The sequence below is a fragment of the Bacillus cereus group sp. BfR-BA-01453 genome (genome assembly GCF_022662915.1).
Taxonomy (GTDB): Bacteria; Bacillota; Bacilli; order Bacillales; family Bacillaceae_G; genus Bacillus_A; species Bacillus_A paranthracis.
In genome coordinates this window covers 167,799-185,188 of record NZ_JAKUEN010000005.1, presented here as the reverse complement: position 1 = coordinate 185,188, position 17,390 = coordinate 167,799, and the positions used below count along the sequence as shown (strand labels likewise).

Here is a 17,390-nt window from a genome sequence, read left to right as displayed (position 1 = left end):
GTTTATATTTATCGCCCGGTAAAATGTCATCTCGCCTAAGCTCGTACTTTATTTTCTATTCTATCATTGCACATAACACTCTATGATGGTACAACCATCATGAGGTCTTTACTTTTTAACAGCCTATTCTTTTTCGTTCTCATGCCTTACCTGACTGTGTATACAATTTTAGTACCACATGCTTTATCACTCTAGTATATAACCTATAAGTCCTGTAATAAATACTTAGGCAGTTACTATAGCTAATTGTATTGGTTTCCTTCACTAAATCACAAACTATTCATCCCATTCCTCATATACAACTGACCCCATATAAATTAAATTTCCACTTTTAAATTTAACTTCATCTATATCTCCATCGTACTCAAAATCATATAATCTAATAACAGAATCATAGGTTTCTGGCAATTCTTCCCCATAATGTTCCACAAATTGTGATAAAATTTCCGCTTCGTAAGAGGAACCACTTAAAAGGGTAGTCAACGATGTAGTGGAGCCCTCTATCAAGATACTCTCTAATAAATCTTGGTTATAATCAATAAAATCAATATTAAAGTCTCTCATGAATTTAGATTGAATTCTGTCCCCAACTTCATCAAACTTAATTTCAACATATTCTTTTAGACTTTGCTTAGTTCTAAAATTACCTATCCATAAAGACATTACGCCCGGTTTTTCCATAATGAATCCCCCTATATATAAATTATAGTAACATCACTTATCTTAAGCCTTCAGGTAATGAATTTATTCCACCTTTCAATCTAAAATGTGCCCAATTTTTTAATCTTCTTTTAAATGTACTATAATCTAAAGAACTATCAATAATTTTTAACAACTCATTATGTGTTGTAGTAGAACCTATATCACCATGTTTACCTATTGGATTAACAAATTGTCCCACTCAAATATTAGCTTATTTAATTTAAACTAAAGTAAAAAAACCTTGAAAGGCAATCAGCCACTCAAGGTTTTTAATACGCTTAATTTAACTCATATACTTTCATAAAGTTAAAAAATTACCATCTATCATCTACAGTAATTGTATATTGTGCCACACCGATAAACTTCAAATCACTATTTTTAAATTTACCTTTTGTTTTTTGAGCATCATATTCCAAATTGTAAATTAGAATAGCAGTATTAAATTCTTCACTATATCTTATAGTATCAAACTGTTCTAAAAATTGATCGGAGTAAGAAAATCCATCTAATAAATCCTTCACACTGTTTGTCGATTTACTAATCCATTTCTTTTCAATTAAATCGCGATCATAATAATCTAAGTTAAAGTCTTTTTCGAAAGTTGAAGAAATACTGTCTCCATCTTCTGTATACTCAATATTTGTATAATTCATTAACTCTTCCTCATTCTCAAAATTCCCAATCCATATTGATACATGGTCATTCATAATTTTACTACCTCCTTAATTCAATTGGTAATCCCATCTTTCCGCTTTCCAATCTATCTTCTGCCCAATTATTTAATCTTTTTACAAAGGTTTCATAATCTTTTGATGTATCTATAATTCTTAGAATTTGATTATGAGCTACTGTAGAACCTTCGCCACCATGAACACCAGGTGGATTAACAAATTTTACATCTTTTGTTAAAGTTCTCATTTCTTTTATATCATTCATTGATATTCCCCACTCTTTAAACTTTGGAGTTCTTGCCACCAAATGCCACTCATGATATCCTCCCGGTCTTCGAATTCTATCTTCAATCCTTTTTCTTAACTTAGGGTTCTCCCACATTTTATTAAACTCTTTTGAAGATAACTCGTCAAACCATTTATTGAACTCTCCATTCCTAATAGAAGGAATATTTATTTTCCCTATAGCTTCACCCGTACCCTTAACAACCTTACTCGCCATATACTGATAAGCCTCTTTCAGAGAATACTGTCCTCCTCCTGAGACATTTCCTACTCCAGCCATGGCGAAGCCTTTTCCCTCACCTGGGATCCATTTGTACTCCATTAATGTTTTTACTGCGTGCTGGATCTTTTCATTCCCCTGCAAGAAAGTTGTTTTACGGTTGTGGCACCTTTGTTCCATAGATTTCCGATTTTGTCGGCAAATCCTTTTGCTGTGGAGGCTACAAAGTTTACACCCTCTTTTACTTTGTGGCTGGCTGTTTTTATGCCATCGACAGCTGCTTTTCCAGCTTTTCCGGCTACCATTGTTACGCCTTCGCCTAGTTTTTTTCCTGCTTTTACAATCGTCTTCCCAAAGCTAGAAGCGACATACTTTATTCCTTTTCCAGCAAGACTTGCCACTTTTCCAACAGGAACAAAGTTTAGGAGCGTCCATCCTGCGGCGATGAGTCTTTCTTTTGATGATAATTCTTTTCCTGTAATAGGGTCTTTACCGGTAACTGCACGAATTGCATCATTTACTCCGATGAATTCAGCTGCTCTTTAGAATCTATTTTCTTATACTATTTGCTGAAACAATACATGTACTTATCATTTATTATACTCTCCTCTTTTCTATCCTAAAATGAAAAAACACTTGTTGTCTCTCATAGACAATCAAGTGCTTTATGTTCATATGTTTTTAAGTACTATAAATTTGTAAATCTTGCAGTAAAAAATGTGATACCTTTTGTATATCATAAAAACTACTATTTTAAAACTCACGAGTTTATACGAGTTCATTAGTTTCATATACAATCCATGTGTTTATATTCATCGCCTAGTAAAATGTCATCGCACCTAAGCTCGTACTTCTTTTTTATTCTATCATTGCACATAGTAATAGTACTCCATGATGGTATTACCTTCATGGAGTCTCTATTTTCAAATATATCATTTTTCTTTTTTCTAATTCAATATTTTAATTATCTTTAGTTCGCTTGCCTTATGTGTTAATGATATATAATACCTTTCTTATAGATAGCTTTGGCACTATAGAGTGCTCCTAAAAACATTATCTTTCCTCTCTACACAAATGAATATAATGACCAAATTCAGGAAATACATCCCAGTTTCTTTCAAGGGTATCGCTAATCTCACGCTCCTCGACTAAGCCGGTCTTTAAATCCCTTTTTTCCATTGCTATATAGCCATTTTCTCGGAATCCCCAAATTAAGCTACTTACTTCTGTATCAGTTTCATCATCATATTCCCAATACGTAGCTGTTCTTAAAAATATCTTACTCTCACTCATAACTTCAAAATCATAATTTAAATACTTACGAATAAAGTCATCATAAAATCCCACCGAAACCCATTCATTTGTAACATTTACAATATACTTAAGGTTTTCATCTTCAGTTAATACCGCCGTATATGGTTCATGTTTTTGATGGTATGTGTATGCATCACGATCATCTAGAATATTCCAAGACTTCTTTTTAATTTCCGACCATTCGTCACAATAATATATTTTCATAGTCAATTATACACCTTCCCTTTAATATCCCTAATAATAATCCTATTTTTTGTTGCTTCATCAAGAATCGTTTGCGAAATTGGTTTATTTTGAACTGGTACTTCTAATATTAACTCACCTTTAAGTCGCCCCCCTTTGAGAGCGTTAGGATTAAAAGGACCATTTGATATTTTAGAAACTGAAGGATATTTTTTTGTAATTTCATTTAAATAACTCTTAGCTGTTTTTTCTTGCACTTCACTAAGTTGAGTGAATTTTCTCGATACTATTCCCTTATTTTGTGCATATGAGTCAACTACGTATTTTTTACCCCTACTTCTTTTGTTTCCAACGTATGCTTAACATCATTCCCTTTAAACATTGGGAATCCTAAAATATCAAGCGAACAAACTATAATATCAATGGTATGACCGATGATATTAATATTATTGAGGATTTGCAAGCGAATGTCGGTTTTTATTGAGAAAATAGGGATGGAAAAGACGAGCTTTTTTATTTAGATTGATTGATTCGAGTACATGTTGGAAACGGGAATGAATGCTTTAGAGCATTTACAGAATTTCTTTACAAGCAACGAATCGAACGAGACATGGGAAAAGCTATCCTTGAAGTTCGTAAAAACAAATTAAATAATCTACGAATTGTTGGTAAAAATAATAAAATCATTAACTTAAACAAAGATGATAAATAACTCTTGTCATGAAATAACACTATAAAAAAAGTCAACAGACCACTACGTTCTCCTAACGTCGCTGTTGACTTTTCTTATTGGAAATGCATTTTTGTCAGTGCCCATGGAACTCACAAAATAGCATCAATTTCCTTTTACAATTTGACCAATATCTTTCTCATCTTCACTTATTAAATCATAAAATCCTACATGAACTCCTTCTTTATACAACCAACATAGGTCTGTTCCATAGGGAGCATCAAAAATTTCTAACATAACTGGTGCTATTTCTAATATAGAGCTTGCTCCTAAAACTTGAAAATTACTAGAATCATTTACATATTCATCATCATCTTCTAAAGAGTAAATAGTCCACCCATTTAATTGAGGAACTTCTGATTTTTCTCTAAATGTATAACGTATTGGTTTTCCGGCTACAACATTCTTAGAAACAATAAAACCTCCAAAGTCAGAATTATTAACTTTCATATTCACACTCCTCAATAATAGTTAATAAATCATTTCTCCAAGAATACTCTTTGGCATAATCCACACATGATTTTCCAAATTCATCTTTCAAATTATACTTTGAGCCACTACTAATAAGTAGTTTATACATCTCTTTATTATCTTTTGTAGACAATTTATTTATCGTAATAGCATATTTCAAGGGGATAGCATTATATTTATCTAAAGCATTGATATTAATCTCATTATCAATAAGTAACCTTGTTATCTCTAATTCATATTCTATTGTTGGACGTAAAACACAAAAATAAAACATATGCAATGCATTCCTTTTATTTTTAGCTGTAGTGTAATTAATATCAATATCCTCTTCTAGCAAAAATTTTATAATCTTAAGTTTTTCACTAGAATTTTTATCATTAATCATTGCCATACACAATAAATTGATATCTAAATCACTATCAATTTGATTAATATCACCATCATAAAATCGTTTAAAATCTTCATAAGTTCCTTCTCTAACCGCATCAAAAATATTTAATATTTTCATTACATCCTCTTCCTAACTACTCATATTTATGACTCCTATTTGCAGAAGGCGTTTCTAATCTGAAATTATCTGGGTTAAACTGAAATTCCTTTAATTCTTCAAGAGTAATCTCACCATGTTTATACTTCTCAAACATTTTCTTATACGAATTTCCTTCTGTATGCCCAAAATCTACTTTACCTTTTCGTGGTCGTCCAGGTTTCCAGTCAATTGTCTCACTAGTGTTAGGGTCTCGTAAAATTCCATCTGGGTCTATCTGTTTATTGAAAACATCTTTTTCAAATCCAAGTTTCTTTTCCCCAGATAATTGTGGTCTACCCCTAGGCTTTCCGTTTTTAATATATGGACCATTTTCTAAAGGGCCTGAAAAATCATCTAATTTCTTTATATTAGCTCCACTGGCTTTATCACCAACATCACCCGTACCCTTAACAACCTTACTCTCCATATACTGATAAGCCTCTTTCAGAGAATACTGTCCTCCTCCTGAGACCTTTCCTACTCCAGCCATGGCGAAGCCTTTTCCCTCGCCTGGGATCCATTTGTATTCCAGTAATGTTTTTACTGCGTGCTGGATCTTTTCATTCCCCTGCAAGAAAGTTGTTTTTACGGTTGTGGCACCTTTGTTCCATAGGCTTCCGATTTTGTCAGCAAATCCTTTTGCTGTGGAGGCTACAAAGTTTACACCCTCTTTTACTTTGTGGCTGGCTGTTTTTATGCCATCGACAGCTGCTTTTCCAGCTTTTCCGGCTACCATTGTTACGCCTTCGCCTAGTTTTTTTCCTGCTTTTACAATCGTCTTCCCAAAGCTAGAAGCGACATACTTTATTCCTTTTCCAGCAAGACTTGCCACTTTTCCAACAGGAACAAAGTTTAGGAGCGTCCATCCTGCGGCGATGAGTCTTTCTTTTGATGATAATTCTTTTCCTGTAATAGGGTCTTTACCAGTAACTGCACGAATTGCATCATTTACTCCGATGAATTCAGCTGCTCCTTCTATTCCCTTTTCCCACCATGATTTTTCATGTTTCTTTTCTTTTTTATGGGCTTCTTTCAATTTTTCATTTTGTTTCTTTTGATATTCTTCATCTGCTTGACGAAACTTTTGAGCGATACGCCGTAATTCTTTTTCTGTAACTTGTAAGTTACGTATGTAAGATTCCATGAGTCTCATTGATCTCATATATTCCCCATAAAAATGCTGACTCGTTGCTCCTTGCCATTGCAATTGAATACTAAACATAGATTGAGTGAGATTTTGTTGTATGTTCTGGCTGTGTGTTTGCATCTCTGATATGTTTTTGGCAATTTGTTCGAGTTGTTCAGGTTTGACCTTAATTTCCAAACCTTCTCCCACCTTCCTCTATTTTATACCAAAAAGAAATAGAACTGCATCAATTTTTACTTATCCCCTTTAGAAAAAACATCAAAAATACTATTATCACAAATCGCTTCAATTTCTTCCTTTACAAATAATTTTTGAAATTTTGTTCCTGGATTTAATATTACATTTGCCTCTAAATCTATCGTCTTTAATAATTCAACTGCATTCATAGAGACATATGGACATTCTTCTGGAATAACCATTTCTAAATGTTTCAAATCAGAATACAGTGGTAACATTAATCCTTCTTCCATTTCAAAATAATGAATTTGCAATTGTGTATTATCAGTTGAAATCAAATTCCCTTCTTCATCTACAGTTGTATCTCCCTCTACAGAAGCAACAACGTACAAATTTGATTTCTGTAATATCTCATAAAAACGAACTCTTTTTTCTTCATTCTGTAAAGCTTCCACTAACGCCTCATCTAATGGACAAATTTCTAGTAAACTCATTGAACTTCACTCCTTATGCGAAATAATTTCGCCATCTTACGCAATGTAAGATGGCGAATGTTAAAGCAAATTATTTTTTAACGTTCATAGATTTAATTGTATCTACATTCTCTTTTGCTTGTTTCGTTATTTCTCCATTAATAGCATTTACATATTTATCACGACTTAAAAATTCAAAACATTTATATGCATTATTCGTGTCAGTTGCGGACATATATCCTGCACCTTTATTCAACATTTTTAGAGCTACCGTATTCATCCATTCTTTTGCATCTGCTTCTGGATATCCTAATTCCATAGAACGATAAGTTAATTCAATTGCTGAAGCTAAATCTTCAATCGTATCTTTATTTCCACTTACCTTTGCAGCTTCAAATGTACTCAAATACTCAATTGCCGCTTTTACCCCATCTTTAATTCCTAATTCTTCGATACCTGGTGTTTTATATAAAATTTGATAGTTGTTTAACGCTGATTTATATTGCGTTTTTTCTAACTGTTTTGCTTCTTTAATTACAAGACTAGCAACATTAGAAAATCCTGTTTTGTCAACAACACCACGAGAAGCTGCTTGACCATAATAATGCAAGGCATTATAAAGGTTTGTTTGTCCTTTTTTATTCTCTTCATCACTCGCTAATTGAATAAGTTGGATTCCCTCCATTTTTTTGGATGCATTATCAATCATATACATACCACTAATTTGGCCAATCGTTTTATCAATATCCTTTAACTGTGCAAGTAATGTGTATGATGGTAATAAGTTTTTACTTACTTCACTTTTCCATCCTGTCGTTCCATTTATTTTATTCCATTCATTTTCTGTATCTGTCCATAATTTATTCGCATAATTCACCATTTCTTCTCTTGAACGTTCCAATGGGTGCTTTGTACGAATTGCATTTGCAATATTTAATACCGCTGTATAATATTCCCCATTATTTGCAGCATCGTTTGCTTTTCTTTCAAACATTAGCGGCATTAATAATTTACGAGATTCATCTTGAACAGATTTTTCTACTCTTGCCGTATTTGCTAATAAATTCGCTTTATTTATAGCATCTTCGACTTTGAAATTAGAATCTTTAATTTGTCCACGAAGTCCCTCTACAGCCGCACTAAATTGCTGCTCTAATTTTTCTTTTTGTTCTCCTGTTGCCCCATCAACATACTGATTTGCTAATAGTAAAGCATTTTCATATTGTGGATTCGCTGGATTTAAATATGTTTCTATTTGATTGATTTCTTGACTAAATGGTTCAGATTTTACTTGTGCTTTTTGAGTACTTGAATCGATATTACTTGTTTTCTCGTTATTTTTGGCACCTTCAGTCTTTGCATCTTTTTGGTTTTTCTCAGCTAGTGTACTTGTTGCCTCATTTTCTTCTGTAACTACTTTTTCTTCATTACTACTAGTATTTTCTTTTACCGTGCTTGCATTTTCTTTTGTTTTAGTTGTAGACTGCACTACTGATGTTTGGATATTAAGGTTCTGTAATTCTTCTTGTAATAACTTGTTGAAAATCTCTTCTACATCTTGATTCGCTTTTTCTACTAATGCAGGGTCTACACTTTCAAATACTGATGTAACTAAATAAAATTTACTTAATGCTTGTTCTAAAGATGCTACATCCCCTGTATTTGACCACTCTCTTTTTTCTTTTGTTGCTGTTTGATAAACTTTTTCTGCTACAGATTTAATATAATCCTTCTTATTTTCACTTAAATATCTTTGTAGCTCTTCTTGAGTGGTAACCGATTCATTCAGTACGTTCATTTGATTACGTAAATAGAATAGCGCTCTCTCATTTGAATATTCACCACTTGTAAGAATTTGTTCTACATTATCTAATGCTAACTTATGTTCAGCTATTGATTTTGATTTTGATGGTGTATTCAATTGGCTAACGAGCGTCCAGTCTTCTTTTTTACTATAGTAGTTCGTTAAATTATTTAATGCATTTTCATCTAGTTCTTTTTGACTCGTATAAAAATCATTAAAGAAAACAGATGAGTAATATTTTCCATTTCCAGCGTACCACTCAACTAAAATGTCACCCGTTTTTGGTGATACTGTAATTGTTGGGTGTGTTGGTGTTGGATCCGGTTTTTGTTCTGGTTCTGGTTTTGGTTCTGGTTTTGGTTTTTCTGTTTCAGTTCCTCCTGTTCCAGTTCCTCCTGTTCCAGTTCCTCCTGTTTCAGTCCCTTCTGTTTCAGTTCCTCCTGTTCCAGTCCCTCCTGTTCCAGTCCCTCCTGTTCCAGTCCCTCCTGTTCCAGTCCCTTCTGTTCCAGTTCCTTCTGTTCCAGTTCCTCCTGTTCCAGTTCCTTCTGTTCCAGTTCCTCCTGTTCCAGTTCCTTCTGTTCCAGTTCCTCCTGTTCCAGTTCCTCCTGTTTCGGTGTTAGTTTTTGGCGGTTCTACAGTAGATGTAGGTATTTGAGCATTATCATTATTTTTACTTGGTTCCGCCACAGGTCCAACCACATTAGTTGGTAAATCTAGTTTTTGTGGAGTTGGTGCATCCGATAATTTGATTTGTGGATCTTTCTTTTCCACCGATACTTCATCTGGTTTATACGTTACCGGTGTAATTGGTGATTTATTATTTCCAATTAAGTCTGCTAAATTAATAGTTGGTTTTTCGCCGGGTTTTTCATCTTTTTTTGCAGGATCAGCGACTAAATTTGGGAACATAGACTGTAAATCGCCCCCTGTAATACGATCATCTTTTTTCTCTTCTGTATTACTTGCTAGTTTTACTGGTTCTTTTCCTGCTGTTTTAAAGCCTTTGTCATACACAAGATATCCTGATGTTCCTAGTAATGCTACCGACATTACTGATATAGCGACTTTTTTCCCTAAGTTATTATTGTTTTCCTCCATGTCCTTTTCCCCTTTTCCTATCTTTATTGAATCCAACCGTTTGTTTTCATTTCTGTTAGCTTTTCTTGCGCGGCTTTTACTTCAGATTCATTTTCATTTGCTTGCACTGTTTTTCTTAAGAAACGACTTGCTTCCTCGTATTTTTTCTGTTTAATTTTAAACATCCCGAATGCAAAATTCACATGCGGATTTTCATCGTTTTGTGCGTATGCTTCTGTGAAAAGCTTCTCTGCTTCATTCCCTTGTCCCACTTTATCGTATAAAATCCCTATATTTACAAGCGTATTTATGTCGCGTGTTCCACTGCTGACAACTCTATTGTAAGCTTCTAACGCTTGCTGATATGCAGCAGTACTCTTTGCACCATCTCGCGTTTCATAAAATTGACCCGCTTCGTAATACACAATTCCAAGTTGATTTAACAACTCAATATTTTTCATATCTTTTTGAATTGCTACTTGTAAAATGTGAGATGCTTGTTGATAATTCATTTCTTTCTTCGCACTATCAATTAAGTTTGTTTTATTCCAAAGCACATATAAATTTGAAAGTTCAATTGTATATATGGCATTCTTTGAATCTTGCATGATAGCTTCTTTAAAGAAAGATTCTGCTTTGTCTAACTGTACTGTTGCGGTTGATAGTTGACCTTTTAAATATGAAACAATTGCCTTATCCTCATTTGTTTTCGTACTCATTTTGACAATAACATCTTCCGCTTTTTCAAATTCTTTCATTTTCATATGACTTACAGCTAAATCTCGCATTGCATCTTTTTTGTATGGTTCAATTCCCTTTGCATTATTCGCTAGCGCTTGTTCAAAATTTTGCACTGCTTCTTGATATTTCCCAATTCGGAAATTTGCTGAGGCTAATAGATAAGCAGCTTCATTATTTTCTTTATCTATTTCTCTATCTTTTATTAGTTTTGTAATATAATCGATTGCAATTTTATTTTTTCCTTCAGCAACGTAAATCGTTGCTAATTGGAGATAAGCCTCGTCTTTACTCTTCACAGCAATTGCCTGTCCAACAGCTTCTTCTGCTTTTGTATATTTTTTATCATCATAAGCTTGTCGTGCTTGTTCCATAAACTTTTGATATTTCGCGTTTGTTGTGTAGAAATAAAACAACGTCGAACCACCTATTACAACAACTACAGTTGAGCTAATAATCAAAATCCGTTTTTTATTCTTTTTCCACCATGTAGAAAAAGCCGATGGTTCACTTTGTTCATGCGCTATTGTAAGTGGTTGATTTGATGCTTTTGCATTTAAAATCTCATCATCTATATCATATTCCACTTGTTTTTTCGTTTGTTTCCGGCTCTGTAGAATGCTATTTGGAACTGTAATTGTAGCTGCTACTTCTTGCTGCGACTCTGTTCCTTCGCCTTCTTTTATCTCTTCAATAATGCTTTCAATTTCCTGTTTTAACGCCTGATCAATGTTTGGAAATTGTACGATTCGTGAATAGACGAAACAAGCAAATGCTGCATTGTTTTCTCGTTCCAATTCAGTAGCTAATTCCAAATAATGTTGTAGGACCATTTTATTATTTATTTCAGGCTCTTGACTCTCCATAGTTTGAATGATATATGCGAGTTCTTTTTGCAGAGCTGTTGATGGATTGAGTGAATTGAAAATTATTTTATATTCATATAATGCCGCTTGTTTAAATCCTCTCTCTTCTAATAATCTTGCAATTTCCAAACATTTTGATACAAAAAGAGAGTGTTCTTCTGCTGACTGCCTTTCCGCATCAATTTTTATTCTTTCTCTCACGCTATTAAATACATCGTACCACTGTGCAAAGCTTGGGCATTCTGCGAAAGAATTACTACTCCATGCCTGCTTAAATAATTTTGCAATTTCCCCGTTCCATTGATTATGTAATACTTGCTGAAGTAACGTATATCTTTCACATTCTGTCTGCATTTCTTCCGTTTTAAAGTAACTTGCATCCGTCCATTTTTTATTTCGAACCTCTTCACTACACCAACTTAATATTTCTCCTAATAAAATAGCCCCAGCAAATCGATCGGCTTCTTTTTGCCATACTCCACTTGTCAAATACTTTGGTGCGTAACCCGCTGAACCTGCTGGCAATAATGAAGGTCTTTTCGTTTCTGGGCCATACATTTGCTCAACATCAACAAGTTCTATATTGTGTTGGCCTTCAATTGCATTTTCACTTAAGAAAGGTACAAGTACGTTGCTAGACGATAAATCATTATGAGCAACTTCATTTTCTTCCATCATTTTAAGTGTTGTAAGAAATGCTTCTGCAATAAAGAAACATTGTTCTTTTGATAACATTCGTTGTTCTTGTAAAATATCAGCCCAAGTTGGACCTTCAATCCAAGGCATTACAATACTATTAGCAAGATCTTCTGATTTTTCGATAGCAGATGTATGTTCTTCTTTAGTAACAATATAGCGTGAACATACTTTCAGACCCACTAAGGAAGAAAGTGGTTTCAAAAATGCTAGTTGATGTTTTTCCTCACGATAGCGTTCCTTAAAAACTTTTAATGCAATTCGTTCTACACCATTTTCCTGTTGTAATTGATAAACTGTTCCTTGTCTTCCCTCTTGACCATAGGGCATCTCAATACCAATTACAGCTGGGTGTTTCTCAAAACGATAAACATCTTTATTAAGATTAATTTTTTCTCCTACTTCTGGTCGGAATCCCATTTTATCCCCTTACTCTCGTATAACAATTTTTCAAAAAAAGACCAGGAACAATAGCTCCTGGTCTTTTGCAATTGTTCTATTCTTAGTATGTGTTATCTGTACTACGGAATTTCTCAGCAATACGTTTTAGGTCTCTCGAAATTCCTTCTAAAATAGGAATATATTGTTGCATTTTTTGTTTAGAATTTTCAAATTCCCCTCTGAATTTCGCTTGTGTTGACCCAGCCCATTGACCATCTAAACTTTTAATATCGCCTTCAAGTCTATTAACTTGACTTTGCGCTTCCGCAGCTGCGTTATTAAAGTTATTAGCAATTCTTTCAAGGTCTTCTGGTCTAATTTTAATTTCTGTCATTGTATTAATTTCCCCTTTCAAATCATAAATGATACAACAATTAGATTATAAACTATATTCATACAATTTTAAAAGAGTTAAATTGCAAAAAAATTCTATTTTATAGTAATTTAACCCTATTTTAATATTATTTCACTTTTAATTCAGACCATTTCACACTAATTTTGTCTATCATCGTGCGAAGTAAATGTAACGGTGTATATGCACATTTTATTTTTATTGGCTTTCTACGTATGCAATATCCATCCCCACTTAATAATTCTTGATCCATTTCAGCATGTGGAAGTTTCATATTAAAGAAATACACATCGTTATTGTGAGTCGTTCCTAATAAATAACCAATACTTCTCTTTCTAATTTCCGCAAACCATTTTTCATGAGAAAAGTTATTTACACTAGATGTTGTAGCCGCCGTTAAAAAATGAATCCCTTTATTCTTACAATTTTGAACTATTAGTTCCATTTTATTTTTCGCCTCATAATCAATAGATAATACAGTTAACATTTGATCAATATCATCAATTGCAATGATTATTTTCTTATATGGAAACTCCACTGTTACGTTTGGATCTATAGAAGGTACTACTGCTTCTCTATTATTTATTAGCTCTAACAATTCATCTAACATTTCTTTTAATTGCATATCATTTGTAACTTTCTTCTTCACATGAGGTAAATCTCCAAGAGCTAATATGCCAGTAGGTCTTTCACCAAGGTCTACTAAGTATAGCTCAACCTTTTCTGGAGAGTATTGGTATGTAGTAGTGAAAAGAAGTGTTTGTAATAATGATGTTTTTCCACCTTCTATTCTTCCACCGATAAATATATGATTCATTTCGTCCAATGAAAAATTTTGCAAACAGATATCATCTGTTTCAACTCCTGCAGAAATTTGAGTTGGTTCTAATTGCTCAACTAAATCTTCTACAAATATTTCTTTAGGAACCATTGGAATCTCTTTTGCTTTTTCACCATTCCATTCACTGCCCATTTTTTGAATAATCGTTTTTAATTGCTGTGAGTATTCTAATTCACTTTCACCTATAAACGGTAGTGCTGCTTGGAACAATTCAGGTGGTTGACCTTTCATTAACCCACGGCCAGTAGGAACTTCAATTAACGGAAAATTTGGTCTACCAACTAAACTAGGATATTCAGCTCTATCTTGCAATTCAAATGTAATTGCCATCGGTATATTATTACGAACACGATCAAACATATCAATTGTTTGATTAAGTGAGAAATAGAAGTACACGCCATATGTGCTTGATTCGCGTAATAACATTTCTAATACTTCATTCTCTTTTTCAAATTCATTTTTAAATCTTATATAACCATCTACCATTACAACGATAGCAGGAATTTTCTTTCCAACCATTCGATTATACATAGAGAATGACTTTGCACCTATATTAGAAAAACTCTCTTTTCTATGCGTGATTTCCTTCTTTAAAAATCCGAATAGACGTTTCATTTTTTCATTTTCGTCCTCTTGTACAACCCCGCCTACATGAGGTAAATCTCTAAAATCTAAGAACATACGACCAAAATCAATAATATAAAAATTCACTTCTTCTGGTGTATGAGATACTGCTAAGGACATAATAATTGTTTGTAACATCGTTGTTTTTCCTGTTCCTGGCATACCATAAATATTTAAATGTCCTTCTTGTAAATCTAACTTCAACGGAAATTGCGCTTGATTTGCAACATCATCAATTAATCCTATTGTTACTTGTAAATATTCTTTCGGTTTATTCCACTCACCAATTGTCCAATTTTCCATAGCATAAAATTCTTTTAACAATAATTTTTCCGGTAATGGATCCAGCCATGGTCCTGGTAATGCTTTAATATTTTCTTTTTCTGATACGCTCTGTACATATTGAATAAAAGCTTGTAATTGCTTTGGACTATTTGTCATTGGTTTTGGACGCTTTTTCACTTTTATTCTTTCACCGGAAAGCTTCACTTCTGTAAAGTCAACAATATCAAGAACTTTCTCTTCATCTGGGTTATAAGGTGCTCCGCTCCATGCAGATTGGAATAATTCCAACACTTCATTGCTACCAACTTGGAGATATCCTCGTCCTGGTACATTGATTTTAGATGCATCTGGAATCTTTAACATTTCACGACTATCCGCATCATCTTGGACACGTAAACAAATTCGAAAACGCGAGTTACTCCAAATCTTATCATTTACAACCCCTGAAGGTTTTTGAGTTGCTAATAATAAGTGAACTCCTAATGTCCTTCCTATTGCAGCGACACTAATTAGCTCGTCCATAAATTCTGGTTGTTCCTTTTTCATTTGAGCAAACTCATCAATAACAATAAATAAATGTGGTAAAGGTTCTTTTTCACGCCAGCTTGTTTCATAATATTCATCTAGATGCTGAACATTTCCAGCTTGAATGAATAATTTTTGTCTCCGTTCTAGTTCTGCCTTTAATGAAATTCTGGCACGCTCAATTAAGTTCGGGTCCTCTAAGTTCGTAATAGATGCAATAATATGCGGTAATCCCGCAAATGTGTTTGACATCCCACCACCTTTATAATCGATAAGCATAAATGCCATCTCATGAGGGTGATAGGTTGCTGCTAACGCTGCTATTATAGACTGAATTACTTCACTTTTTCCTGATCCTGTTGTACCAGCCATTAGACCATGTGGACCATGCCCTTTTTTCTCTATTTTATCGTGAATATTTAGAAAAACAGGTTTACTTCCTTCTCTTACACCAATTGGAACCGGTAATGAAGTCGGATATCGATTTTCTTTCCATCTCTCTAGCACTTGTAACTCTTCCATATTTTTAGCTTGAAACAAGTCTAAAAATGTTAATACTTTCGGAATGTTGGCTGCTGTAGAACTTTTCATTCGAATTGGAGCAATGCTTCGCGCTCCTAGTTCACATCGCTCGAATGAAAGTCGATCCACTTTAAAACTAGCACGCGTTGTTCCACTATTTTCAGCTGAGCTTGAAAACGTTTCTACTAACTCACCATTTTCTCCATTTAAGCTTATTACAAGATCACATTCCATCGGTAAGCGTTCCTTTTGTTCCGCAAAAATAAATGTAGAAGCTCCTACACTTTCACCTTCTCTAAGTAACATTGGAGTTAAAGGATCATCTTCTAAAAATTCTCTCGCTGATAAGAAAAATACATACATCGGAATTAAAGGAACTTTTGCATCTGCTTGCGCAGAAGAATTATAGATTCTACGCATATTAAGTGGGGTAAATAGTACTTCAGCTAGTTTCTGTGCATCTTGTTGATTTTCAGATAAAAAGCGCATACTTCTCTGTTCATCCCATACGTGAGGAAGCCACCTCATCCAATCCCACTGCTTTTTCTCCTTCTCATGATAAAATGCTGCTATTTTCACTTCATTTGGTGCATGATGCGTCATAATTTGCGTCGTTACAATTCGAATAAAGTTTAGTCTATCTTCTTTATTTCCGACTACACCAATTACATCATTTTTTTTCAAAGAAATTGAAATATGGCCATTCGGTATCGTATTGAAATCCCTTTTCACATTTTGTGCTTCTGTAACTAATGGGTCTTCTTCATAACCTTTCTGCTCAGGCACCTTCAATTCTACAAGGAATGGTCTTTCTCCAGTTCCAATACGAATATCTAAAAAGTCCGGACTTTCAGGTGTTCTCTCCCATAAATTACTTTCCCGATTTTCAATTCTTTGTACACTTTTTAATGGGCTTGGATTTTGTGTAATTAAATATTTTGCTTGTTCAACCTTTAACGTATCTAATTCCACTCGATGCTTTTGAATTTGCTCTAAATATCTTGTTTGTAATTGTTCAACCATTTGACGATGTTCTTTCTTTTTACGGAAATGTCCCATCGTTGTAATTATATATGATCCCAACATCGGAATACTTGAAACCATCATTAATGGCATATAACTTGCATTCATCTTCATAAATTTCATCATTACAAAATATAATACTAATGTTAAAACCGTCATCATTGCAGGCATTAACATTGTTTCAATTGAAAACTTAGGCTCCTCCGGTATATTCGGTGGATCATGAATAATAACATCCCCTGTTGGTATATCTACTTTCACACGCGGAGAGCGTTGAAAATACGGTGACTTTTGCACAAAACATTTCTCCTTCCCCATCCAAAAACTATTACTCAATGATTTTCCATACATAATCTTCTTCACTAGAAGACATATCTTGTTTAACGGGTTCATTATAAACTTCTTCTGCTGGCATCATTTCAAAAGAAGGGATAATTGCTCCTTTTTTATGTAGCATTACATATTGTCCATCCCACACATCATTATCGCGCAACGTTTCATCATTTCGAATAGAATGCCATTCTTCTTTATCTTTTGTCACTCTAATTTCATACATACCGCTCAATGTTTCATCTATTTTTTCATGATGTAAAATTGCTTCAATAATTTGTACCGCTTTTACGTCATTTGGAATTGCAATATCAATTTCTTCATTTGACTGTTTTATGTATGTCACAATAATCTCTTCCACGTT

At 33.8% G+C, this 17,390-nt stretch carries 14 protein-coding genes and 1 pseudogene; all 15 read right to left on the bottom strand.

Features of this window, described 5'->3' with window-relative positions; translation table 11 throughout:
- Nucleotides 1-276: 276 nt before the first annotated feature.
- The 15 genes and pseudogenes from MR070_RS13245 to MR070_RS13180 all read right to left on the bottom strand — a co-directional run bounded on the left by MR070_RS13245 (nt 277) and on the right by MR070_RS13180 (nt 17,387).
- Nucleotides 277-681, bottom strand: coding sequence for an immunity 22 family protein (locus tag MR070_RS13245; RefSeq protein WP_000414658.1), 405 nt, complete (start codon nt 679-681; stop codon nt 277-279).
- Between the two features lie 335 nt (nt 682-1,016).
- Nucleotides 1,017-1,409, bottom strand: coding sequence for an immunity 22 family protein (locus tag MR070_RS13240; RefSeq protein WP_000997786.1), 393 nt, complete (start codon nt 1,407-1,409; stop codon nt 1,017-1,019).
- Nucleotides 1,410-1,416: 7 nt separating this feature from the next.
- Complete coding sequence (locus MR070_RS27225; RefSeq protein ID WP_396021589.1) at nt 1,417-1,815, bottom strand: hypothetical protein; 399 nt, start codon at nt 1,813-1,815, stop codon at nt 1,417-1,419.
- Nucleotides 1,813-2,417: pseudogene (locus MR070_RS27220) on the bottom strand (pre-toxin TG domain-containing protein); the annotation flags it as partial. The gene MR070_RS27225 and the pseudogene MR070_RS27220, both read right to left, overlap by 3 nt.
- 514 nt (nt 2,418-2,931) lie before the next feature.
- Complete coding sequence (locus MR070_RS13230; protein ID WP_242261456.1) at nt 2,932-3,396, bottom strand: hypothetical protein; 465 nt, start codon at nt 3,394-3,396, stop codon at nt 2,932-2,934.
- A gap of 2 nt (nt 3,397-3,398) precedes the next feature.
- The gene (locus MR070_RS13225) at nt 3,399-3,632 is read right to left on the bottom strand and encodes a hypothetical protein (protein ID WP_002022919.1); all 234 of its coding nucleotides are present in this window, start codon (nt 3,630-3,632) and stop codon (nt 3,399-3,401) included.
- Between the two features lie 578 nt (nt 3,633-4,210).
- A complete protein-coding gene (locus MR070_RS13220) occupies nt 4,211-4,555 on the bottom strand; it encodes a DUF2185 domain-containing protein (RefSeq protein WP_000867689.1) in 345 nt (114 codons plus the stop codon).
- Nucleotides 4,545-5,084 (bottom strand): ankyrin repeat domain-containing protein, encoded by a 540-nt coding sequence (locus MR070_RS13215; RefSeq protein ID WP_000698515.1) that lies wholly within the window; start codon nt 5,082-5,084, stop codon nt 4,545-4,547. The genes MR070_RS13220 and MR070_RS13215 overlap by 11 nt, the downstream gene beginning before the upstream one ends.
- A 16-nt stretch (nt 5,085-5,100) precedes the next feature.
- Nucleotides 5,101-6,429: a WXG100 family type VII secretion target gene (locus MR070_RS13210; RefSeq protein WP_242261455.1), complete on the bottom strand. Its 1,329-nt coding sequence runs from the start codon at nt 6,427-6,429 to the stop codon at nt 5,101-5,103.
- Between the two features lie 56 nt (nt 6,430-6,485).
- Entirely contained in the window at nt 6,486-6,923 is a 438-nt protein-coding gene (locus tag MR070_RS13205; protein WP_098254023.1) for an SseB family protein, read from the bottom strand.
- A gap of 70 nt (nt 6,924-6,993) precedes the next feature.
- On the bottom strand, nt 6,994-9,804 hold the full coding sequence (locus MR070_RS13200; protein ID WP_242261454.1) for a hypothetical protein: 2,811 nt from the start codon (nt 9,802-9,804) through the stop codon (nt 6,994-6,996).
- 23 nt (nt 9,805-9,827) lie between these two features.
- Entirely contained in the window at nt 9,828-12,503 is a 2,676-nt protein-coding gene (locus MR070_RS13195; protein WP_044792559.1) for a tetratricopeptide repeat protein, read from the bottom strand.
- 82 nt (nt 12,504-12,585) lie between these two features.
- Nucleotides 12,586-12,858 (bottom strand): WXG100 family type VII secretion target, encoded by a 273-nt coding sequence (locus MR070_RS13190; RefSeq protein ID WP_000136046.1) that lies wholly within the window; start codon nt 12,856-12,858, stop codon nt 12,586-12,588.
- Nucleotides 12,859-12,985: 127 nt separating this feature from the next.
- Nucleotides 12,986-16,993 carry a type VII secretion protein EssC gene (gene essC / locus MR070_RS13185; protein WP_044792561.1) on the bottom strand — a complete coding sequence of 1,336 codons (4,008 nt, stop codon included), beginning with the start codon at nt 16,991-16,993 and terminating at the stop codon, nt 12,986-12,988.
- Nucleotides 16,994-17,024: 31 nt separating this feature from the next.
- Entirely contained in the window at nt 17,025-17,387 is a 363-nt protein-coding gene (locus tag MR070_RS13180; protein WP_000391133.1) for a ubiquitin family protein, read from the bottom strand.
- Between the last annotated feature and the right edge of the window lie 3 nt (nt 17,388-17,390).